The sequence below is a fragment of the Micromonospora sp. DH14 genome (assembly GCF_029809455.1).
Classification (GTDB): domain Bacteria; phylum Actinomycetota; class Actinomycetes; order Mycobacteriales; family Micromonosporaceae; genus Micromonospora; species Micromonospora parva.
Genome location: NZ_JARVKT010000042.1, coordinates 1 through 19062 on the forward strand (window position 1 = coordinate 1; position 19062 = coordinate 19062).

Annotated in this window: 18 protein-coding genes; 9 read left to right on the plus strand and 9 right to left on the minus strand. The window is 71.4% G+C overall.

Annotated elements, in window-relative coordinates:
• Positions 1 to 162: 162 nt before the first annotated feature.
• Positions 163 to 582 carry a protein-tyrosine phosphatase family protein gene (locus QCZ28_RS31345; RefSeq protein WP_279519978.1) on the plus strand — a complete coding sequence of 140 codons (420 nt, stop codon included), beginning with the start codon at positions 163 to 165 and terminating at the stop codon, positions 580 to 582.
• On the opposite strand, the gene QCZ28_RS31350 is transcribed toward QCZ28_RS31345, so the two are convergent.
• Entirely contained in the window at positions 575 to 2848 is a 2274-nt protein-coding gene (locus QCZ28_RS31350) for an excinuclease ABC subunit UvrA (RefSeq protein WP_279519979.1), read from the minus strand. The two genes, QCZ28_RS31345 and QCZ28_RS31350, sit on opposite strands and share 8 nt — an antisense overlap.
• Positions 2849 to 3014: 166 nt before the next feature.
• On the opposite strand from QCZ28_RS31350, the gene QCZ28_RS31355 reads away from it, so the two are divergent.
• From QCZ28_RS31355 to QCZ28_RS31365, 3 genes are all read left to right on the plus strand, one after another.
• Entirely contained in the window at positions 3015 to 3770 is a 756-nt protein-coding gene (locus tag QCZ28_RS31355) for a MerR family transcriptional regulator (RefSeq protein WP_279519980.1), read from the plus strand.
• Between the two features lie 9 nt (positions 3771 to 3779).
• Complete coding sequence (locus QCZ28_RS31360) at positions 3780 to 4988, plus strand: serine hydrolase (RefSeq protein ID WP_279519981.1); 1209 nt, start codon at positions 3780 to 3782, stop codon at positions 4986 to 4988.
• Between the two features lie 70 nt (positions 4989 to 5058).
• Positions 5059 to 5907 carry a peptidylprolyl isomerase gene (locus QCZ28_RS31365; protein ID WP_279519982.1) on the plus strand — a complete coding sequence of 283 codons (849 nt, stop codon included), beginning with the start codon at positions 5059 to 5061 and terminating at the stop codon, positions 5905 to 5907.
• A 120-nt stretch (positions 5908 to 6027) separates the two neighbouring features.
• Here QCZ28_RS31365 and QCZ28_RS31370 read toward each other — a convergent pair whose 3' ends face one another.
• From QCZ28_RS31370 to QCZ28_RS31385, 4 genes are all read right to left on the minus strand, one after another.
• Positions 6028 to 7065, minus strand: a complete 1038-nt coding sequence (locus QCZ28_RS31370) for a LacI family DNA-binding transcriptional regulator (RefSeq protein ID WP_279519983.1) — start codon at positions 7063 to 7065, stop codon at positions 6028 to 6030.
• A 192-nt stretch (positions 7066 to 7257) separates the two neighbouring features.
• Positions 7258 to 8220 carry a hypothetical protein gene (locus QCZ28_RS31375; protein WP_279519984.1) on the minus strand — a complete coding sequence of 321 codons (963 nt, stop codon included), beginning with the start codon at positions 8218 to 8220 and terminating at the stop codon, positions 7258 to 7260.
• 116 nt (positions 8221 to 8336) lie between these two features.
• Positions 8337 to 8873 (minus strand): hypothetical protein, encoded by a 537-nt coding sequence (locus QCZ28_RS31380; RefSeq protein ID WP_279519985.1) that lies wholly within the window; start codon positions 8871 to 8873, stop codon positions 8337 to 8339.
• A 28-nt stretch (positions 8874 to 8901) separates the two neighbouring features.
• Positions 8902 to 9381: a cupin domain-containing protein gene (locus QCZ28_RS31385; protein ID WP_279519986.1), complete on the minus strand. Its 480-nt coding sequence runs from the start codon at positions 9379 to 9381 to the stop codon at positions 8902 to 8904.
• A 79-nt stretch (positions 9382 to 9460) separates the two neighbouring features.
• Here QCZ28_RS31385 and QCZ28_RS31390 point away from each other — a divergent pair, with 79 nt between their 5' ends.
• Positions 9461 to 10117, plus strand: coding sequence for a TetR/AcrR family transcriptional regulator (locus tag QCZ28_RS31390; RefSeq protein ID WP_279519987.1), 657 nt, complete (start codon positions 9461 to 9463; stop codon positions 10115 to 10117).
• Between the two features lie 43 nt (positions 10118 to 10160).
• A complete protein-coding gene (locus tag QCZ28_RS31395) occupies positions 10161 to 10997 on the plus strand; it encodes a M15 family metallopeptidase (RefSeq protein WP_279519988.1) in 837 nt (278 codons plus the stop codon).
• Here QCZ28_RS31395 and QCZ28_RS31400 read toward each other — a convergent pair whose 3' ends face one another.
• On the minus strand, positions 10998 to 12185 hold the full coding sequence (locus QCZ28_RS31400; RefSeq protein ID WP_279519989.1) for a spore photoproduct lyase family protein: 1188 nt from the start codon (positions 12183 to 12185) through the stop codon (positions 10998 to 11000). It abuts the gene before it with no gap.
• Positions 12186 to 12342: 157 nt separating this feature from the next.
• Here QCZ28_RS31400 and QCZ28_RS31405 point away from each other — a divergent pair, with 157 nt between their 5' ends.
• The 3 genes from QCZ28_RS31405 (at position 12343) to QCZ28_RS31415 (ending at position 15828) form a co-directional block, all read left to right on the plus strand.
• The gene (locus tag QCZ28_RS31405; RefSeq protein WP_279519990.1) at positions 12343 to 13653 is read left to right on the plus strand and encodes an RICIN domain-containing protein; all 1311 of its coding nucleotides are present in this window, start codon (positions 12343 to 12345) and stop codon (positions 13651 to 13653) included.
• A 21-nt stretch (positions 13654 to 13674) separates the two neighbouring features.
• Complete coding sequence (locus QCZ28_RS31410) at positions 13675 to 14136, plus strand: hypothetical protein (protein ID WP_279519991.1); 462 nt, start codon at positions 13675 to 13677, stop codon at positions 14134 to 14136.
• A gap of 492 nt (positions 14137 to 14628) precedes the next feature.
• Positions 14629 to 15828, plus strand: a complete 1200-nt coding sequence (locus QCZ28_RS31415) for an RtcB family protein (protein WP_279519992.1) — start codon at positions 14629 to 14631, stop codon at positions 15826 to 15828.
• 41 nt (positions 15829 to 15869) lie between these two features.
• Here QCZ28_RS31415 and QCZ28_RS31420 read toward each other — a convergent pair whose 3' ends face one another.
• The 3 genes from QCZ28_RS31420 to QCZ28_RS31430 all read right to left on the minus strand — a co-directional run bounded on the left by QCZ28_RS31420 (position 15870) and on the right by QCZ28_RS31430 (position 18926).
• Entirely contained in the window at positions 15870 to 16661 is a 792-nt protein-coding gene (locus QCZ28_RS31420; protein ID WP_279519993.1) for a maleylpyruvate isomerase family mycothiol-dependent enzyme, read from the minus strand.
• Between the two features lie 108 nt (positions 16662 to 16769).
• A complete protein-coding gene (locus QCZ28_RS31425) occupies positions 16770 to 18263 on the minus strand; it encodes an MFS transporter (protein ID WP_279519994.1) in 1494 nt (497 codons plus the stop codon).
• Between the two features lie 33 nt (positions 18264 to 18296).
• A complete protein-coding gene (locus tag QCZ28_RS31430; protein ID WP_051708495.1) occupies positions 18297 to 18926 on the minus strand; it encodes a TetR/AcrR family transcriptional regulator in 630 nt (209 codons plus the stop codon).
• Positions 18927 to 19062: the final 136 nt, after the last annotated feature.

Consider the following 19062-nt stretch of genomic DNA (forward strand, 5'->3'; position numbering starts at 1 on the left):
CTCACCTAATATCGCCTTCGCGGAATACCGTTCGGCTGGAGCCGCGTCGTGCCACTCGCCGAGAGGCGACCTGCACACCGACACCAGTGCCGCCCCCGGCTCACCGGCCGGGGGCGGCACTGTCTGTGCTCATTCGTCAGAGCGTGGCGGCACAATGTCCGGGTGACTGAGACGCTGCCGTGGTCTGAGCAGTCGGGCGTACTCGTACTCCCCAGTGGGGCGTTGGTGCGCGGACGCCGCATCGTTGCCGCGACCTCGCCCGCCGACTTCGCCGTGCTGTTGGCCCCTGGTCCGGAGCCGGCCTGGGCGCATCGACGGATCCGGTGGCCCGACTTCTGGGTGCCGCTCGACCGCGCCGATGCCCTCGACGCCCTGCGGGAGGCGCTGCGGCGGGCGCACGATGGTGAACGCGTCGAGGTGGCCTGCCGGGGTGGGGTGGGCCGCACCGGAACGGCCCTGGCCGCGCTGGCGATCCTCGACGGTCTGCCGGTCGAGAGGGCGGTGCCGTGGGTTCGGGCTGGCTACCACCCGAAGGCGGTGGAGACCCCCTGGCAGCGGCGCTGGCTGCGCCGCGTCAGCTGACCGCCGGATCGGTGACGTACTCGCGGAGGTGTCTGGCGGTGAGGGTGTCGCCGGTGGCGACCAGTTCGGCTGGTGTGCCGGTGAAGACGATGCGGCCACCGTCGTGGCCGGCGCCGGGGCCGAGGTCGATGAGCCAGTCGGCGTGGGCCATGACCGCCTGGTGATGCTCGATGACGATCACCGTGTTGCCGGCGTCGACCATGCGGTCGAGCAGGGCCAGCAGCTGGTCCACGTCGGCCAGGTGCAGACCGGTGGTCGGCTCGTCCAGGACGTACGTGGTGGTCTTCTCGGCGAGGTGGATGGCGAGCTTGAGTCGTTGCCGCTCCCCGCCCGACAGGGTGGTCAGTGGTTGGCCGAGGCTGAGGTAGCCCAGCCCGACATCGACCAGTCGACTGAGGATGGGGTGCGGGAAGAACGCGTACGCCTCGGTGACGGACATGGCCAGCACCTCGCTGATGTTCTTGCCGCGCAGCGTGTACGTGAGCACCTCGTCGGTGAAGCGTCGCCCCTCGCAGCGTTCGCAGATGCTGGCGACGCCGGCCATCATCGCCAGGTCGGTGTAGATGAGCCCGATGCCTTTGCAGGCCGGGCAGGCGCCCGCGGAGTTGGCGCTGAACAGCGCGGCCTTGACCCCGTTGGCCTTGGCGAAGGCGGTGCGGATCGGGTCGAGCAGCCCGCTGTAGGTGGCCGGGTTGCTGCGTCGTGAGCCACGGATCGGGGACTGGTCGACGATGACGACCTCGGATCGGCCGCGTAGCGACCCGTGGATCAGTGAGCTCTTGCCGGAGCCGGCCACGCCGGTGACCACGGTGAGCACCCCGAGCGGGATGTCCACGTCGACGTCGCGCAGGTTGTGCAGGTCGGCCTTGCGGATGGCGAGCTGCCCGGTCGGTTGGCGTACCGTCTCGCGCACCCGCACCCGGTGGTCCAGGTGCCGCCCTGTGAGGGTGTCGGAGCGGCGCAGGCCGGGGACGTCGCCGGTGAAGCAGATCCGGCCACCGTCGGTGCCGGCGCCCGGCCCGAGGTCGACGACGTGATCGGCGATGGCGATGGTTTCCGGTTTGTGTTCGACCACCAGCACGGTGTTGCCCTTGTCGCGCAGCCGTAGCAGCAGGTCGTTCATCCGGGCGATGTCGTGCGGGTGCAGGCCGACTGTCGGTTCGTCGAAGACATACGTGACGTCGGAGAGGCTGGAGCCGAGGTGGCGGACCATTTTCACCCGTTGCGCCTCTCCGCCGGAGAGGGTCGCCGACTCACGGTCCAGGCTGAGGTAGCCCAGGCCGATCTCGACGAGGGAGTCCAGCAGGTCGCGGAGGTTGGCGACGAGCGGCGCGGCGCCCGGGTCGTCGATGGTGCGGACGAACGCGGCCAGGTCGCTGATCTGCATGGCGGAGCAGTCGGCGATGGTGTGCCCGGCGATCCGCGACGACAGGGCCGCCGCGTTGAGCCGGGTGCCGCCGCAGTCGCCGCAGCTGGTGAAGGTGACCGCCCGGTCGACGAAGGCGCGGATGTGCGGCTGCATGGATTCGCGGTCCTTGGCGAGCAGGAGCCGTTTGACCTTGACCGCGAGGCCCTCGTACGTCCAGCTGTTGCCGCCGACCTTGATCTTCGTGGCCGGCTTGTGCAGGAAGTCCTCCCACTGTTGTGGGGTGAAGTCCTGCAGTTTGACGTCCGGGTCGAACAGGCCGGAGCCGACGATGGTCTGCCAGTACCAGGAGTCGACAGCGAAGTTCGGCACGGTGATGGCGCCGTCGTTGAGGGAGCGCTCGACGTCCACCAACTCGTTGATGTCGAGGTCGGAGACCCGGCCCAACCCTTCGCAGGTGGGGCACATGCCCTCGGGCAGGTTGAAGCTGAACGCCCCGGCGCCACCGATGGACGGCTGGCCGAGCCGGCTGAAGAGGATCCGCAGCATGGCGTACGCGTCGGTGGCGGTGCCGACGGTGGAGCGGGAGTTGACGCCCATCCGTTCCTGGTCGACGACGATGGCCGCGCTGAGGTTGCGCAGCGAGTCGACGTCCGGCCGGTTGAGGTTCGGCATGAACGACTGGAGGAACGCGCTGTACGTCTCGTTGATCATGCGCTGGGACTCGGCGGCGATGGTGCCGAAGACCAGCGACGACTTGCCCGATCCGGAGACGCCGGTGAAGACGGTCAACCGGCGCTTGGGGATGTCCACCGAGACGTCGGCGAGATTGTTCTCCCGCGCCCCGCGTACTTCGATCATGTCGTGGCTGTCGGCGGCGGACCATGCTGGCTGCGACATTCGAACCCTTCACGGAATCGTGGCGGGACCCCTCCCGCCGGGCACTGGCAGGTTCAATTGTCTCATTCATCCCTACGTAGAGACTTTCACCGACGTCTGAGCGGGCGCTGCGGGCAGGACGTCCGGGAAAGTCTCAAATCACGTCGTAAGCGGTACGGTGGCTCACGTGGACGTCGCTCCGAAGGATCGGCTGCGCGCCGTGGACCTGGCGGCCACCGTCGGGATCTCGGTGCAGCAGGTGCGCAACTACGTCGAGGCGGGGGTGCTGCCGCCGGCGCGCCGCACCGCGAGCGGCTACCGCATCTTCACCGGCGAACACGCCCGGGCGTTGACAGTGGCGCGGCGGTTGGCCGAGGGGCACGGCTGGTCCCGTACCCGGGAGATCATGGCGGCGGTGCACTCCGGTGACCTGCCGGCGGCCCTGGCGGCGCTCGACGGCGGCCACGCCGAGCTGGACCGGGAACGCGCCGAGATCCGCCGGGTGCTCGGCGCCTTCGAGACCGTGCTGGCCAGCCCACCGGCGGCCCGGCCCGCGCCCCGCCACGGCGCGCGCATCGGCGAGGTCGCCGCCCTGGTCGGGGTCCGCACCGCGCAGCTGCGGCTCTGGGAGGAGCGCGGGCTGCTGCGGCCGGGCCGCACCCCGGGCACCAACTACCGGGTGTACGACGAGGCGGAGCTACGCGCCGCGCAGGTCATCGCGTTGCTGCGCAGAGGCGCGTACCCGTTCGAGATCATCGAGGCGGTGCTGGGTGAGCTGCGAACCACCGGAAGCCCGCAGCGGGTCCGTGCCGAGCTGGCCCGCCGTGAGCAGGAGCTGCACGCCCGCAGCCTGCGCAGGCTGCGCGGCAGCGCCGCGTTGCACGACTATCTGAGCGCTCGGGATGACCCGCATCCCGTCCCGCGCAGCGATCGTCGTGACTAGGGTCGGCTCATGAGAGCTGCGCTGCTGGCGGCCACGACGTCCGCCGTCCTGCTCGCTCCCGTGCCGGTCGGTACGGCGGGAGCGTCCGCCGCGCCGACGGTGCGCTGCCCCCGGGTCCCGGCGCCGGCGGCGTCGCGCCCACCCCGGCCGTCGCCCCCGCCCACAGTGCCCGCGCAGCGGATGGTCGGCGGCGCGGCGCTCGACACGACCGGCCTGGTCGTGCCGACCGGCGTCGCCGCGCCGCCGAAGATCACCGCCACGTCGTGGCTGGTCGCCGACCTGGACAGCGGCCAGGTGCTCGGCGGCTGCGGCCCGCACGAGTACGGCACGCCGGCGAGCGTGCAGAAGCTGCTACTGGCGGCCACCATGCTGCCGAAGCTCGACCCGAAGCAGACGATCACCGTCACCGAGGCGGACATGGACATCGAACCCGGCTCCTCGGCCGTGGGACTGGTCGCGGGTGGCCGGTACACCATCGAGACCATCTGGCTCGGGTTGCTGCTGAACTCCGGCAACGAGGCCGCCAACGCCCTCGCGCGACTGGGCAGCGGGACGGACAGCGCCGCCGGCGTCCGCGCCATGAACGAGCAGGCGCACCACCTCGGCGCGTTGCAGACGCACGCGGTCACCCCGTCCGGGCTGGACGGCAGGGGGCAGTTCACCAGCGCGTACGACCTGGCGTTGATCGCCCGGGCCTGCTTCGCCCAGCCGACCTTCCGCCGGTACGCGTTGACCGAGCAGACGTCGATCCCGGCCCAGCCGGCGCAACGGACCAAGGGCTTCGAGATCCAGAACGAGAACCAGCTCATCTACCGGTACCCGGGGGCGCTCGGCGGCAAGACCGGCTTCACCGACCTGGCCCGGCACACCTATGTGGGGGCGGCGGAACGCGGCGGGCGGCGGCTGGTGGTGACCCTGCTGGGCGCCGAGTCGGCGCCGGCTCGCGGCTGGGAGCAGGGCGCCGCGCTGCTGGACTGGGGCTTCACGCTGCCCCGGGACGCCGCGGTGGGCCGGCTGGTCGAGCCCGGTGAGCTGACCGCCACCCCGTCGGCGGCGCCGTCCGCGCTGGCGGCCCCCGGTGCGCCCCGGCCGGCGGCGGCCAGCGGACCGGCGCGTAGCGACGCGGGGTGGCTCTGGTCGGTGATCGCTCTCAGCGGCGCGACGGTGGTGGCGTTGATGGGCGGTCTGCTGTGGCGGCGTCGCCGCCGGTTGCCCTGACGAATCGACATCGGGCGCTGCCGTCCATAGACTCCGGTCTTTCTGGCACCACCAGTCCAGGAGGATCCCTGTGCCGAGTGAACCCGAACCGCGCCCCGCAGTGGCGGCACCCCGCCGGCCGGTGCGCGCCCTGACCCGTTTCGCGGGGGTGACAGTGCTCGCCGGGGCACTGGTCGTCGGCGTGTCCGCCACCGCGCTCGCCGCGCCGGGCCCGTCGGCCGCCGCGGTGCGCGTGTCCGCCGCGCCGCCCACCGCCGCCGACGCCGCCGCCAAACCGCCGCGCACCACCCACGGCCCGTGCGCGTACACCGAGACCCCGGACGAGCCCGCGGCCCGACCGGTGCCGTTGCCGCCCGACCCGCGCCGCACCCCGGCCCGGGGCAGCGTCCGGGTGACGTTGGCGACCAATCACGGGCCGATCGGCTTGACCTTGGACCGCGCCGCCGCGCCGTGCACGGTGCAGAGCTTCCTGCACCTGATCGGCAAGCGTTTCTACGACCGCACCCCGTGTCACCGGCTCACCGCGTACCCCACGCTGAGCGTGTTGCAGTGCGGTGACCCGTCCGGAACCGGCGAGGGCGGCCCGGGCTACCGGTACCGCGACGAACTGCCGACCGACCTGCCGCCCGCGCCCACCGACCCGACCGGGGAACGCCGGGTGTACGCCCGGGGCGTCCTCGCGATGGCGAACGCCGGGCCGGACACCAACGGCAGCCAGTTCTTCCTGGTCTACGCCAACTCCGCGCTGCGCCCGAACTACACGATCTTCGGCGAGGTCGACGCGGCCGGCCTGGCCACCCTGGACCGGATCGCCGCCGGGGGAGTGGCGCCGACCGCCGAGGACCCGGCACCGGTCGACGGTGCGCCAGCACTGCCGGTGACCATCCGCAAGGCGGTCCGCTGGCACCACCACCACTGACCGTACGGCGCGGTGGGTGACCGTCGGTCGCTCACCGCGCCCGGGCCGGCCACGACCTGGCCGGAACTTTCCGAAACGGACCGGAACCGGTCCAACCGGTTTCTGCGGCAGTTCCGGCCGTCACGCCGGGGCAGATGACCCGGTCGGCGGGGCGGTGGTGCTGTCGCGCACGACAAGTTCGGTGGCCAGTTCCACCCGGGGCGAGTCGATGCCCTCGCCCTGGGCGAGGCGGAGCACCGTCCGGGCCGCCAACCGTCCCATCTCGACCAACGGCTGGCGAACGGTGGTCAGCGGCGGGGATGCCCAGCGGGCCTCCGGCAGGTCGTCGAAACCCACCACGCTCACGTCGTCCGGGACGCGCAGCCCGCGGCGGCGGATCGCCTCGTAGACGCCGAAGGCCATCTGGTCGCTGGCGGCGAAGATGCCGGTCGGCGGGTCGGGAAGGTCGAGCAGCGCGGTCCCGCCGGCGAACCCGGAGGCGTGGTAGAAGTCGCCCGGGTAGATCAGTGCGTCGTCCACCGGCACGCCAGCGGCCTCCAACCCGGCCCGGTAACCGTCGAGTCGCGCCCGGCTGCACAGCAGATGCGTCGGCCCGGCCACGAAACCGATGCGCCGGTGCCCGACGGCGAGCAGGTGTTCGGTGGCGGCGAGCCCGCCGGCCCAGTTGGTCGCGCCGATCGTCGGCACGTCCATGGCCGGCACGCCGGCCGGGTCGACGACCACCACCGGCACGTTGAGGCGACGCAGCTGCGCGTGCAGCGGCGCGCTGAGGTGCGAGGTCACGAAGATGACGCCGTCGGTGGCCCGGGTGCGCAGGTTCTGCAACCACTGCCGGGCCGCGGTGGGCTGCCGGTGGATCGCGGAGACCACGGTGCCGACACCCGCCCCGTGCCCGACGTCCTCCACACCGCGGATGATCTCCACGGCCCAGGGGCTGTCCAGGTCGTTGAAGACCAGGTCGACCAGGCCGGCGCGGCGGACGCTGCGGCTGGTCCGACGCCGGTAGCCGTGGTGGCGCAACAACTCCTCGACCCGCTCGCGGGTGTCCGGGGCCACATCGGAGCGTCCGTTGAGCACCCGTGACACGGTCGGCACCGACACCCCGGCCTCCCGTGCGATCGCGGTGATGGTCACCCTGCGTCCGTCGTCCGCGCCCACCCGCGTCTCCTTCACCGAGCCGGAGAAGCGACCAGAAGTCGTCGCCCACCGTGTGTCCCGAAACGGCGTGCCCGTTCCACGCGTCATCTTGCCTCACCGACGGGGGTTGACGACATGCCAGATCGACCGAAGCTTCGCTTGATTTGCGGAAAAGTTCCGGAGTTTTTCGGCCACTTTCGTCGTCGGCTCGCCTCAGTGCTGACACACCGGACGGTTCGTGACCCAGTGCTGGTTGACCAGGTTGGCGACCGGCGGCGGGTCAGGGATGCCGCCGTCGGCGGCGATGGGCCGGGCGTTGAAGATCCGCAGGAAGAAATTGATCACTTTGGCGACCAGGGCCGGGATGGTATAGCCGATGCCGTACTTGGCGTTGATGGTGAGATCGGCGCGGTTGCACCCCTCGCGGTTCGCGAGGCCCTGCAGACCGCCGAAGCCGACGCTCGACCCGCGGGTGATCCCCACGGTGGTGGTGAGCGCGACGTACAGTCCGGCGCTGAACACGACCGCGCCGAGGCCGATGAAGAACTTCACGTCGTAGTCGACGAGCAGAGCGTTCGCCCCCACCGAGGTGCCGTCGACGGAGTCGACGAGGCTGCTCTTCACCTGCAGACCGCCGGGCCAGCGTGGGCCGAACGTGCCGTTGGCATAGCCGAACCCCATCGTGCCGCCGAGCGAGTACTCACCGGTGGCCCTGATCGTCGTGTGCCCGGCGCTGAAGCCGGTGCGGATGCCGATCGACTGCCGAACGGTCGCGGAGAACGGGATGCCCAGTACGGATTCCAGGGGGACGGTGAAGTCGACCGGGACGAAGACAACGGGATGGACGTTTCGGCCGGTTGTGGTGGTGGCGTCGACCTGGATCCGGACTCCGGCGGCGCCGTGGATCCGCAACTCGGCAACGGTGACCGTGGAACCGTCGATCACCAGGTGGAACTTCGCCGAGGGCTGCCGCATCACGAAGGTGATGGTGCCTGACAGGTCGAGCCCGCTGTCCCGGTAGGAGAAGCGGGCACCGACACCGTCGGTGCAGCAGAAACCAGTGGCTTCCAGCTCGCCGGGCCGGGCCGCGCCTGTGGTGAGCGGCGCGGCGGCGGTGACCGGCCGGCCACCGGCCAGCGTCAGCGCGTTGACGGTTGCGGCCGGGGCGCGGTCCACGGTCGCCGTCGGTTCGGACCGCGGTGCTGCTGCTGTGCCCGGGTGGGACCAGAACGTGTCGTCGAACTGGTAGGCGGTGGCGTCGGCCAGGGAGTCGGACTGTCTGTGCGGGGCGCTCAGGCACGGTCGCGGACCAGGCCGATCAGCCGAACCGCGGTGGACCGGTCGGTGTTGTCGGTGACCTTGGTGACGACCTGAACCTCGCAGGCGCGGTCCCGCAGAGCGAACTCGGCGATGCCGCCCGAGGCGAAGCGGATGCCATCGGAGTCGGGTTCGGTCTGCCCGTACGCGGATTCGGCCGGCAGGTTGCCGCCGACGGCGGTGCCGGGGCTGCCGATGTCGATGGTGATCGAATGGTAGGTGTCCGGGTTCTCCCAGGTGCAGGAGCTGCCTCCGTCGCCGCTGTCGCCGGCCCGAGGGCCGGTGGCGCCGGTGGCTCCGATCACCTGCCTGACCTCGTCGATGGAAAGCAGCGCGCAGGCGTCGACCGGCTTCGCCTCGACTGTCGCCGCACCGGTCGAGCCGGTCGGGCTGCCGCCCACTGCGGCCGGCCGGTCCGCCGGTGCGGACCCGCAGGCCGCCACGCCGCTGAGCATTACCGCGGCGGCGGCGCGAGCCCACCGTTCCCGCGCTCGGACCTCTCCGTCCGTCATGTGCTGGCCTCCTGTGCTGTCGATTCATTCAGTGCTGAGGGGGTGGCCCGAGCAGTTCGATGCCGTGTCGGGCGGCGGCGTGGCCGAGGGCGGCCGGGTCGATCGGCCCGGGGTCGGGCAGCCGCCTCTCGAGTGCGGCGGTGCCAGCCTCGGCGGCGAACTGCTCGAACCCGGACGGCGTGGTGATCTGCAGGGCATGCAGGGGCTCGTCAGGTCCGACGAGGAAGGTGTGTGGCAGTCCGAGGGGCAGCAGGACGAAGTCGCCGGGTCCGGCGGTGAAAGCCTCGCCGTCGCAGCGGAACTCGGTGGTGCCAGACAACAGGTAGAACATCTCGTCCTCGTGCTGGTGGCGATGCAGAGGCGCCGCGAAGCCGGGCGGGTTGATGAACTCGACCACGGCGAGCCGGCCGTGGGTCTGCTCGCCGGTCGCCTTGACGGTCATCAGGCTGCCAACGAACCAGTGGGCCTCTCCCTCGCCAGCGCGGCGCAGATACGGGCGGACAGACATCTCGCTGCCTCTCTACCTGATGGATGGCGTCTATTCACTAGCCGGTGTCTAGCGAATATGTTGCTAGTATGGCCAAGTCATGGGCGATGTCAAGGACGGAAAGCCGACCCGGCGCTACCGGTCCGCGGTGCGTGAAGAGAGCGCACGCCGTACCCGACGGGTGGTGGTCGACGCGGCAGCCGAGTTGTTCGTCGCACGTGGTTACGCCGGCACCTCCCTGGCTGATGTGGCGGCCGCGGCGGGCGTCGCGCGTCCGACGGTGTTCGCCGCGTTCGGGTCGAAGCCGGCGCTGCTACGGCAGGTCCTCGACGAGGCGCTCGCCGGCGACGACGAGCCGGTGCCGGTGGCCCAACGGCCCTGGTTCCGGCCGGTCTTCGAGGCCGATACGCAGGCCGGGGTCCTGCACGCGTACGCCGGTGTGTGCACCCTGATCGGCAGGCGGGCGGCGCGGATCTTCGAAACCGTCCGGCGGGCGGCCGACGAAGCGTCTGAGGTCGCCGAAGTGTGGGAGACGCTGCTGCGCAACCGTCGCGCAGGTGCCCGGATGGTGGTCGAGCGAGGTTACTCGCTCGGCCCGCTGCGCCAAGGCTCCGACGTCGAGCGGGCGGTCGACGTTCTGTGGATCTTCAACGACCCGGCGCACTACGACGCGTTGGTGCTGCGGTGCGGCTGGACGGAGGACTCGTTCCGCGACTGGCTGTCCGAGCGTATGCAGGACGTGCTGCTGGTCCGCTGAGCGATCCGGCACGGGGCCCGGCCAGGGCTGGTAGACAGGACTGGTGCGACAACGCGTCGGCGTCGTGCTCGCGCTCACCGCGCTGCTCGGTGGCTGCTCGCGGGCGGAGCCCCGGCCCACGCCGGCCGGGCCGCAGCCCACGTCGGTGAGCCCCACCCCTTCGCCGACCCCGTCCGTGTCGGCCCCGCTGCCAGGGTTCGTGGTGCTGGCCGACGTCGACCCGCGCATCCACGCCGACATCCGCTACGCCACGGCGCACAACTTCGTCGGCCGGCCGATCACCGGATACCGGGAGCCGCTGTGCCTGCTCACCCGGCAGGCGGCCGAGGCGCTGCGCCGCGTACAGGACGCCGCGCTGGCCAGCGGACACAGCCTGAAGGTGTACGACTGCTACCGCCCGCAACCGGCGGTGGACGACTTCGTGGCCTGGTCGAAGCGCCCCGACGAGCAGCAGACCAAGGCCGAGTTCTACCCGGACCTGGCCAAGAACCGGCTCTTCGCCGACGGCTACATCGGCGCTCCCACCGCCCACAGCCGTGGCAGCACCCTGGACCTGACCCTTGTCGACGAGCCCGCCGCCAGCCAACCCCCGTACCGGGTCGGGCAACCGCTCGTCGCCTGCACCGCGCCGCGCGGGCAGCGCTTCGGAGACAACAGCATCGACATGGGTACGGGCTTCGACTGTTTCGACCCCCGGGCGCACACCGCCGACCCCTCAGTCACCGGAACGGCGCGGGACAACCGGCGGTTGTTGCGGCGGCTGATGACCGACGCCGGGTTCGTCAACTACGACCGCGAGTGGTGGCACTACAGCCTGCGCGACGAGCCGTACCCGGACACGTTCTTCGCCGCCCCGGTCGCCCGCTCCTCGGTTGGCTGATCAGGTCCAGTAGAGGACCCGGCAGGCCGGCACGCGGGCGGTCAGCTCGGCGGTGAACCAGTTGCGCAGCTCGGTCATCTGCTCACGCGGGTAGACGTACTTCACCGCGCCGAACTTGCCGTGCTTGCGGATGCGGGACTCCTCGTCCATCTCCAGCCGGGTACGCGGGTACCAGCCGAGCAGCACCTCCTTGCTGCCCGGCGTGAACCGGTGGGTGATCAGCTCGGCGGTCAGGTCCACATCGGGCACCCCGTCGACCGCCGCGCGGACCTGGTCGAGCAGGTCGCCGTAGTGCTCCCGCCAGTCCGGCAGCGCGATGATCGGCGCGATGGTCAGCCCGACCGGGTAGCCGTCGAGGGCGAGCCGGCGCAGCGCGGCCAGCCGGTCCGGCACCCGGGCGGTGCCGCCCTCGAACCGTTGGCTGACCGGGGCGCAGTTGACGCTGAAGCGGACCCGGGTCCGGCCGGCGTGCGGCAGGCCGACGAAGGCGTCCACGTCGGCGTACTTGGTGGTCCAGCGCAACTGCACGGGGGCGTCCCAGTCGGCGAAGTGCTGCACCGCGCGCCGCCAACTGCCGGTCAGGTGCTCAAGGGCGAGCGGGTCGGTGTAGCAGGACGCCTCGAAGGTGGTGCCCTCGTCGGCACGCCGCGCGTTGCGGCTGGTCACCGTACCGCGCCCGGCGTACGCGGCCAACCCGGCGAGGATGTCGTCGAGGTCGGCGTACACCCGGGTCACCGGTGGGCCGGACAGGGATCCGGCGAGGTAGCAGTACTGACAGTGCGCCGGGCAGCCCTCGGCCAGGTCGACCCGCCAGTCCGCGCTGGGCGCGATGGGTTGCAGGACACGCCGCGAGGGTGGGCTCACCACGATCACCATTGTCGACTTGGCCCGCGCGTAGGTTTCCCGGTCGGTCTGCCCGCGTACCCCGGTGAGCCGGTTGGCGCGCAGGTGTTCCACCTCGATGCCGAGTGCCCGCACCCGTTCGACGACCCGTTGGCCGTGCGGGTGTTCGAGCGCGGCGGGGGTGGCCACCACCCGGCTCGGGGTCCAGCGGCGCGCCGAACGGGTCGGCGGCGCGAGGCCGGCCAGGTCGCGGATCGGCACATGTTCGCCGCTGGCGTCGTGCGGCGCGGCGGGCACGTCCACGGCGAGCGGCGTGTCGACGTCGACGGCGTCCGGGCTGGTCATCCGGCGGGGGTACCCGTTGCCGTAGGAATCCCACCCGTTCGGGCGATCGGCGATTGACGCGATCAGGTCAGAGGAATAACCTTTCGTCTATCTGTAAACCTTGTGAACAGATGTACCTCGACGCGGCGGCGCGCGTCCCCACCGAAGGGACGATCAGGTGATCGCAGAACTCTCCTCCCGTACCAGAAGGATCCTGTCGGTGTTCGTCGCCCTGGTCGTCGCGGTGACCGCCGGCGTCGCTGTCAGCGCCTCGCGCAGTGCGCAGGCCGCGCCGACGTTCAAGGTGCTGGCCTTCTACAACGGCACCTGGGACGCCGCCCACATCGACTTCGTCAGGGACGCCCGGGCCTGGTTCCCGCAGGCCGCCGCCCAGCACGGCTTCTCCTGGGAGGCCACCACCAACTGGGGCCTGCTGAACACCGCCAACCTGGCCCAGTACAAGGTCATCATGTTCCTGGACGACGCGCCGCCCACCGCGCAGCGGGCCGCGTTCCAGCAGTACATGCAGAACGGCGGGGCGTGGCTGGGCTTCCACGTCAGCGCCTGGACCGACAACCCGTCGAGCTGGAGCTGGTACTACAACACCTTCCTCGGCACCGGGGCGTTCCAGACCAACACCTGGGGGCCCACCCGGGTCACCATGCGCGCCGACAACCGCACCCACCCCGCCACCCGGAACCTCCCGGCGACCTTCCCGTCCTCGATCAGCGAGTGGTACTCCTGGAGCAACGACCTGCGGCAGAACCCCAACATCGACATCCTGGCCTCCGTCGACGCGTCCAGCTTCCCGGTCGGCACCGACCCCAACCAGTCCTGGTACGGCGGCTACTACCCGCTGGTCTGGAGCAACCGGCAGTACAAGATGCTCTACGCCAACTTCGGGCACAACGCGATGAACTACAGCACCAACACCGGGCTGTCCTCCACCTTCGACAGCCCGCAGCAGAACCAGCTGCTGATCGACGGGCTGCACTGGCTCGCCGGTGTCGGCACCGTCCCGCCGACGACGCCCCCGCCGTCCGACGGCACGATCTCGCCGACCGCGTGGCACACGGTGGTCAACCGGGGCAACGGCAAGTGCGTGGACGCGCGGGCCGCGGCCAGCGCGAACGGCACCGCCATCCAGCAGTACGCGTGCAACGGCAGCGCCGCCCAGCAGTACCAGTTCGTGCCGACCAGCGGCGGGTACCTGCGGGTCAACAACCGCAACAACAGCGCCCAGGTGCTCGACGTGACCAACAGGTCGACAGCCGACTCGGCGCCCATCCAGCTCTGGTCCTACAGCGGCGGCAACAACCAGCAGTGGCGGGCCGAGCCCGAGGGCGGCGGCTACTACCGCCTGGTCAACCGTGCCAGCGGCAAGTGCCTCGACGTGCCGGGAGCGTCGACGGCGGACAGCGTCCAGCTCATCCAGTACGCCTGCAACGGCACCGCCGCGCAGTCCTTCCGGGTGGTGTCCGTGTCGTAGCCCGGCGGTAGCTTCGCGGCCATGGCGATTCCCGACCTGGTGCCCATCGCGCACGAGCCCGACTACCGCACCAGCACCATCGGCCACTACGACAAGGGCCAGTTCTTCGGCTCCGTCACCGCCACCCTCACCGACGGTGCCGGAGCCGAAGACGACTGGTACCGGCACAAGCGGTGGTACGCGGTGCTGCACCGCTTCGACGCCGACGGCGCGCACACCGACTCGGATATCTGGTTCGCCGGCACCAGCGAGCACGAGGACGCCTCGATCGACAGGGCGCGGGCCCGCCTCGCCGAGTGGCTGGACGCGCTGCCCGGTCGCGTCTTCGCCGACATCGCCATCGCGCTGTTCCAGGTCGAGGTCGACGGGCACGTCTTCGGGCTGGTCGACTGGTCCGAGGAGTACGACGGCGACGACCACGCCGAGTTCCTCCCCGACGACCTGGGGTTCGACCCGCCGTGGGACGGCTGCTACGACACCTGAGCGGCCCGCCACCCGGCGGCCACCGCCACGAGGCCGTGCCCCGGGCTACTGGTGTTGGATCGAGCACGATCTTGAGCCGCTCGGGCCGGCGCCCGAGCCCGGGGCGACCGGCGCGCAATATCCTTTGCGGACAGGCCGCGGCCCGCCTACCGTCATCGAAGCAAGGTCGACCGATCAGACCCCGGGGAGTACGCCGTGTCGCAGCGCGACCGCACCACGACCATCTGGCGCACGCCAGGTGCGGGTGCCGGGTTGCCCTCGGGCGCACGGTGCCGGTATCTCGGTCAGCCCACTTGTCCCGGTCAGCTCGCTGAGGGCCGGCGACCAGGGCGACGCCACCGCTGACGCCAACGCGTCCGGTGTCGCCGCCCACCCCCTGCGGGTCGGGCGGCCTTTTCGTATCCGACGAACTTCCGCGCCCGGCCTTCCCGGTACGCGATCATTTCCGGTCACCATGCGACGTTGGTGCCGGCACGACACAAGGAGACCACGATGGGATTCACCCCGCTCGCTGGTACCCGGGCACCGGTCCGGGTCTGGACCGACCCGTACGCCATCGAGCCGCAGGCCGCCAAGCAGCTGCGCAACATCGGCGCGCTGCCGTGGGTGCAGGGCGTCGCCGTCATGCCCGACGTGCACTTCGGCAAGGGCGCCACGGTCGGCTCGGTGATCGCGATGCGGCAGGCCGTCTCGCCGGCCGCGGTCGGCGTCGACATCGGCTGCGGGATGTCGGCGGTGCGGACCTCGCTGACCGCCGCCGACCTGCCGGACGACCTGGCCGGGCTGCGCTCCGCGATCGAGGCCACCATCCCGGTCGGCTTCGCCCAGCGCACCGACCCGGTCGACCCGCGCCGGGTCCGGGGCCTGGAGCAGGCCGGCTGGGTCGACTTCTGGGGCCGGTTCGCCGGCCTGGACCGGCGGGTGGCGCAGCTGCAGACGCGGGCGCAGCGCCAGATCGGCACCCTCGGCGGGGGCAACCACTTCATTGAGGTCTGCCTGGAGCAGGGCGGCGCCGACGAGGGCCGGGTCTGGCTGATGCTGCACTCCGGGTCCCGCAACATCGGCAAGGAACTGGCCGAGCGGCACATCGCCGTGGCCCGGGGGCTGCCGCACAACGCCGACCTCCCGGACCGGGACCTGGCGGTGTTCCTCGCCGGGACGCCCGAGATGGACGCGTACCGGCGGGACCTGTTCTGGGCGCAGGAGTACGCGCGGCGCAACCGGGCGGTCATGCTGGCCCTGCTCTGCGGCGTGGTGCGTGAGCACTTCCCGCAGGTCGGCTACGACGAGCCGATCAGCTGCCACCACAACTACGTCTCGGAGGAGAGCTACGACGGGGTGGACGTGCTGGTGACCCGCAAGGGCGCGATCCGGGCCGGCCGGGGTGACCTGGGCATCATCCCCGGGTCGATGGGCACCGGGTCGTACATCGTGCGGGGTCGGGGGAACCCGGACGCGTACTGCTCGGCGTCGCACGGCGCGGGGCGTCGGATGTCCCGGGCGCAGGCCAAGCGGACGTTCAGCACCGCGGACCTGGCCGCGCAGACCGCCGGGGTGGAGTGCCGCAAGGACGCCGGGGTGGTCGACGAGATCCCCGGCGCGTACAAGGACATCACCGAGGTGATGGCCCAGCAGGAGGACCTGGTCGAGGTGGTCGCGCACCTCAAGCAGGTGGTCTGCGTGAAGGGCTGAGACGCCGCGCGGGCCGGGTCACCGGCCCGCGCGGCACCGCCTCAGAAGCCGACGAAGACCCGGCGCAGGTCGTCGAGGGTCACCGAACCGGTCACCAGCACCCCTTCGGGGGTGTGCTGGGGACCCAGCCGTCCGGTGGCCAGCCGCAGCCACGCCTCGGCCGGCGCCACCAGCTCGCCATCGGGATGCTCGGGCGCGTCGACGATCTCGACCTGCTCACCCAGCCGCAGCCCGAACGTCCGCTCGGGCGCGTGCAGCCGGACCAGCAGGGTGGCCCCCCGACCGTCCAGCTCATGCGGTCGGCTGGTCCAGGCCAGCATGCCGCCGATCTGGTCGAGCAGCAGCGCCACCGCCCCCGGCGTCACCGCCGCGAACGGGTTGAACGCCACCTCGGCGTCCCACTGGTGCAGGGCGAACTCACTGAGCCGGAACCGGGCCGCGGTGGCCACGTCGACCGGCTCCGGCAGGAAGCCGAGGTCGACCCGCGTCGAGGCCCGGCTCTCGGCGTCCAGCGCCTCGTACGCCTCGACCAGTCGTTCGTTGCTGGCGAGGAAGCCGGCGGCGTGCTCGGCCGGGGACATCGCGTCCCAGCGGGCCCAGACGCCACGGTTGAAGTCCCCGTCCGGGCCGGGCGTGCCGGTGCGCGCCGCGTCCAGCGTCGCCAGGTTGATCTCGGCGCCGCTGCCCAGGTGGCTCAGCACCTGCGACACCTGCCACTCACTGGCCCCGGACGGGCGGAGCAGGTCGTCCTCCTTGAGGTCCCGCACGAGCGCGGCGAGCTCCTCGTGGCCCGCGCGCAGAGCGGTGATGATCTGGTCAGCAGGGGTCGACATGGGTCTCCTCAACGGATTTTCGACGATGATCGGGACGTTACCGGACGTGGCCGTCGGCCGGCCCACCCCAGGCTCGGGGCGCTCCAGCCGGCGGCCGCGGCGGTCAGCTCAACCCATGTGCACGGTGTTGCCGGTCGGGATGTCCTCCTTGCGGACCTTCACCAGCACCAGTGTGGCCAGCCCGGCGAGCACGATCAGCGCCGCGCCCCAGGCGAAGGCCACCCGGTAGCCGTGCACCAGCGCCTCGACCTGGTTGACCGGGTTCGGCGCCCGGCCGACCAGGTAGGCGGCGACCGCGCTGGTGTAGAAGGTGTTCAGCAGCGCGGTGCCGAGCGAGCCGCCGATCTGCTGGGTGGCGTTGAGCGTCGCGCTGGCCGCGCCGGCGTCGTGCTCCGGCACCCCCACCAGGGCGAGGCTGGACAGCGGAACGAAGGTGAAGCCCAGCCCCAGGCCGAGAATGACCTGCGCGGGCAGCAGGTGGGTGAGGAACGGGGTGTCCACGTCGATCTGGGTCAGCACCAGCATGCCCAGGGCGGCGAGCGCCGAACCGGCGACCATCAGCGGCTTGGCACCCAACCGGGGCATCAGCTGGCTGGCGCCACCCGCGGCGATCAGCACACCGGCGGTGACCGGAAGGGAGGCGAGCCCGGCCTCCAGGGGCTTGTACTGCAGCACCACCTGGAAGTAGAAGGTCAGAAAGAGGAACGCCCCAAACAGGCCCGCGCCGATCAGCGTCGAGGTGAGGAACGCCCCGCCCCGGTTGCGGTCGAGCAGGATCCGCAGCGGCAGCAGCGGGTGGCTGGAGCGCAGCTCGATCACCACGAACGCGGCGAGCAGCAGCACGCCCGCGGCGATGAAACCGAGCGTCGCGGTGGCGTCCCAGCCGTCCTCGGCTGCCTTGGTGAACCCGTACACCAGGGAGACCAGGCCGGCGGTCACCACGATCGCACCGGGTACGTCGTAGCGGGTGTTGCCGTGGGCCCGGCTCTCCGGCACCAGCGGGAGGGCGAAGGCGATGGCGATCGCGGCGACCGGGATGTTGACCAGCAGGCACCAGCGCCAGTCGGCGTACTCGGTGAGCACCCCGCCGAGCAGCAGACCGACAGCCGATCCACCGCCGGCGATCGCGCCGTACACCGCGAAGGCCTTGGCCCGCTCGGTGGTCTCGGTGAAGAGAACGGTGAGCAGCGCCAGCGCGGCCGGGGCGAGCAGCGCGCCGAAGGCGCCCTGCAACGCGCGGGCGGCGAAGAGCATCTCACCGGTGGTGGCCAGACCGCCCAGGGCCGAGGCCAGCGCGAAACCGGTCATGCCGACGATGAAGGTGCGCTTGCGCCCCCAGTAGTCGGCGATGCGACCGCCGAGCAGCAGCAGACCGCCGAAGGCCAGCGTGTAGGCGGTGATCACCCACTGCCGGTTCGCGTCGGTGATCCCCAGGTCGGCCTGGGCCTGCGGCAGTGCGATGTTCACGATGGTGGCGTCCAGGACGACCATCAGCTGTGAGACCGCGATGACCGCCAGCGCGATCCAGCGCCGCGGATGCGGGGCGCCGGTCGACACCCCGGCGTTGGGCGCGCCGGGGGCGGTCGAGGTGGTTCCGGGCATGGTGAAGCCTTCCGTGTTACGGATATCGGTGAATCAGGCCGGCGACGGACCGTCGTGCTGATAGCGGAGCACCGGGATCAGCACCTGGTCGACGACCTGGGTGAGGAACGCGTCATCGGCGGGTAGGCCGTGCGCGACGATGCGGGACATGGTGAGCGCGGGCGCCAGATCGTGGAACATCTCCCGCTCGCCGGCCTCCGGCGGGATCTCCCCGCGGGCGGCGGCCCGGACCAGGATGGCGGTGCTGGCCACCCGCCCGGCCGGCAGCACCTGGTGACGCACCAGACGTTCCAGCTCGGGGTTGGTCCGCATGGCGAAGGTCAACGCCTGCATCAGGTCGCAGTCGGCAGTGCAGATCGCGGCCGTGGCCCGCAGCAACTCGATCAGGTCACCGCGAAGGGAGCCGGTGTCGGGCGGGTTGTGCACACCCACGCGCTGGTCGCGCAGGGCGGCGACGACCAGCTCCGCCTTGCCGTCCCAGCGCCGGTAGATGGTGGCCTTGCTGACGTGGGCGCGGGCGGCGACGGCGTCGATGGTCATCCGGTCGTAGCCGACCTCGCGCAGGGTGTCGATGACGACGGTGAACAGGTCGCTGTCGGTGCAGCGCGGAGCCCGGGCAGCCGGCACCCCGGCACCCGCGTCCACCTGCTGACCACCCAGCATCCCGACCCCCCTGCGAAACGATGTCGTACTGACCCTAGTTCGCGGTTCGCTGATCGTGCAGGCTTTCGTGAGTTGCCTCGCATCTGGCCGACGAAACGATGACGTTTCCATCAGGGGTCCGCCGGGTGGCCGGGGT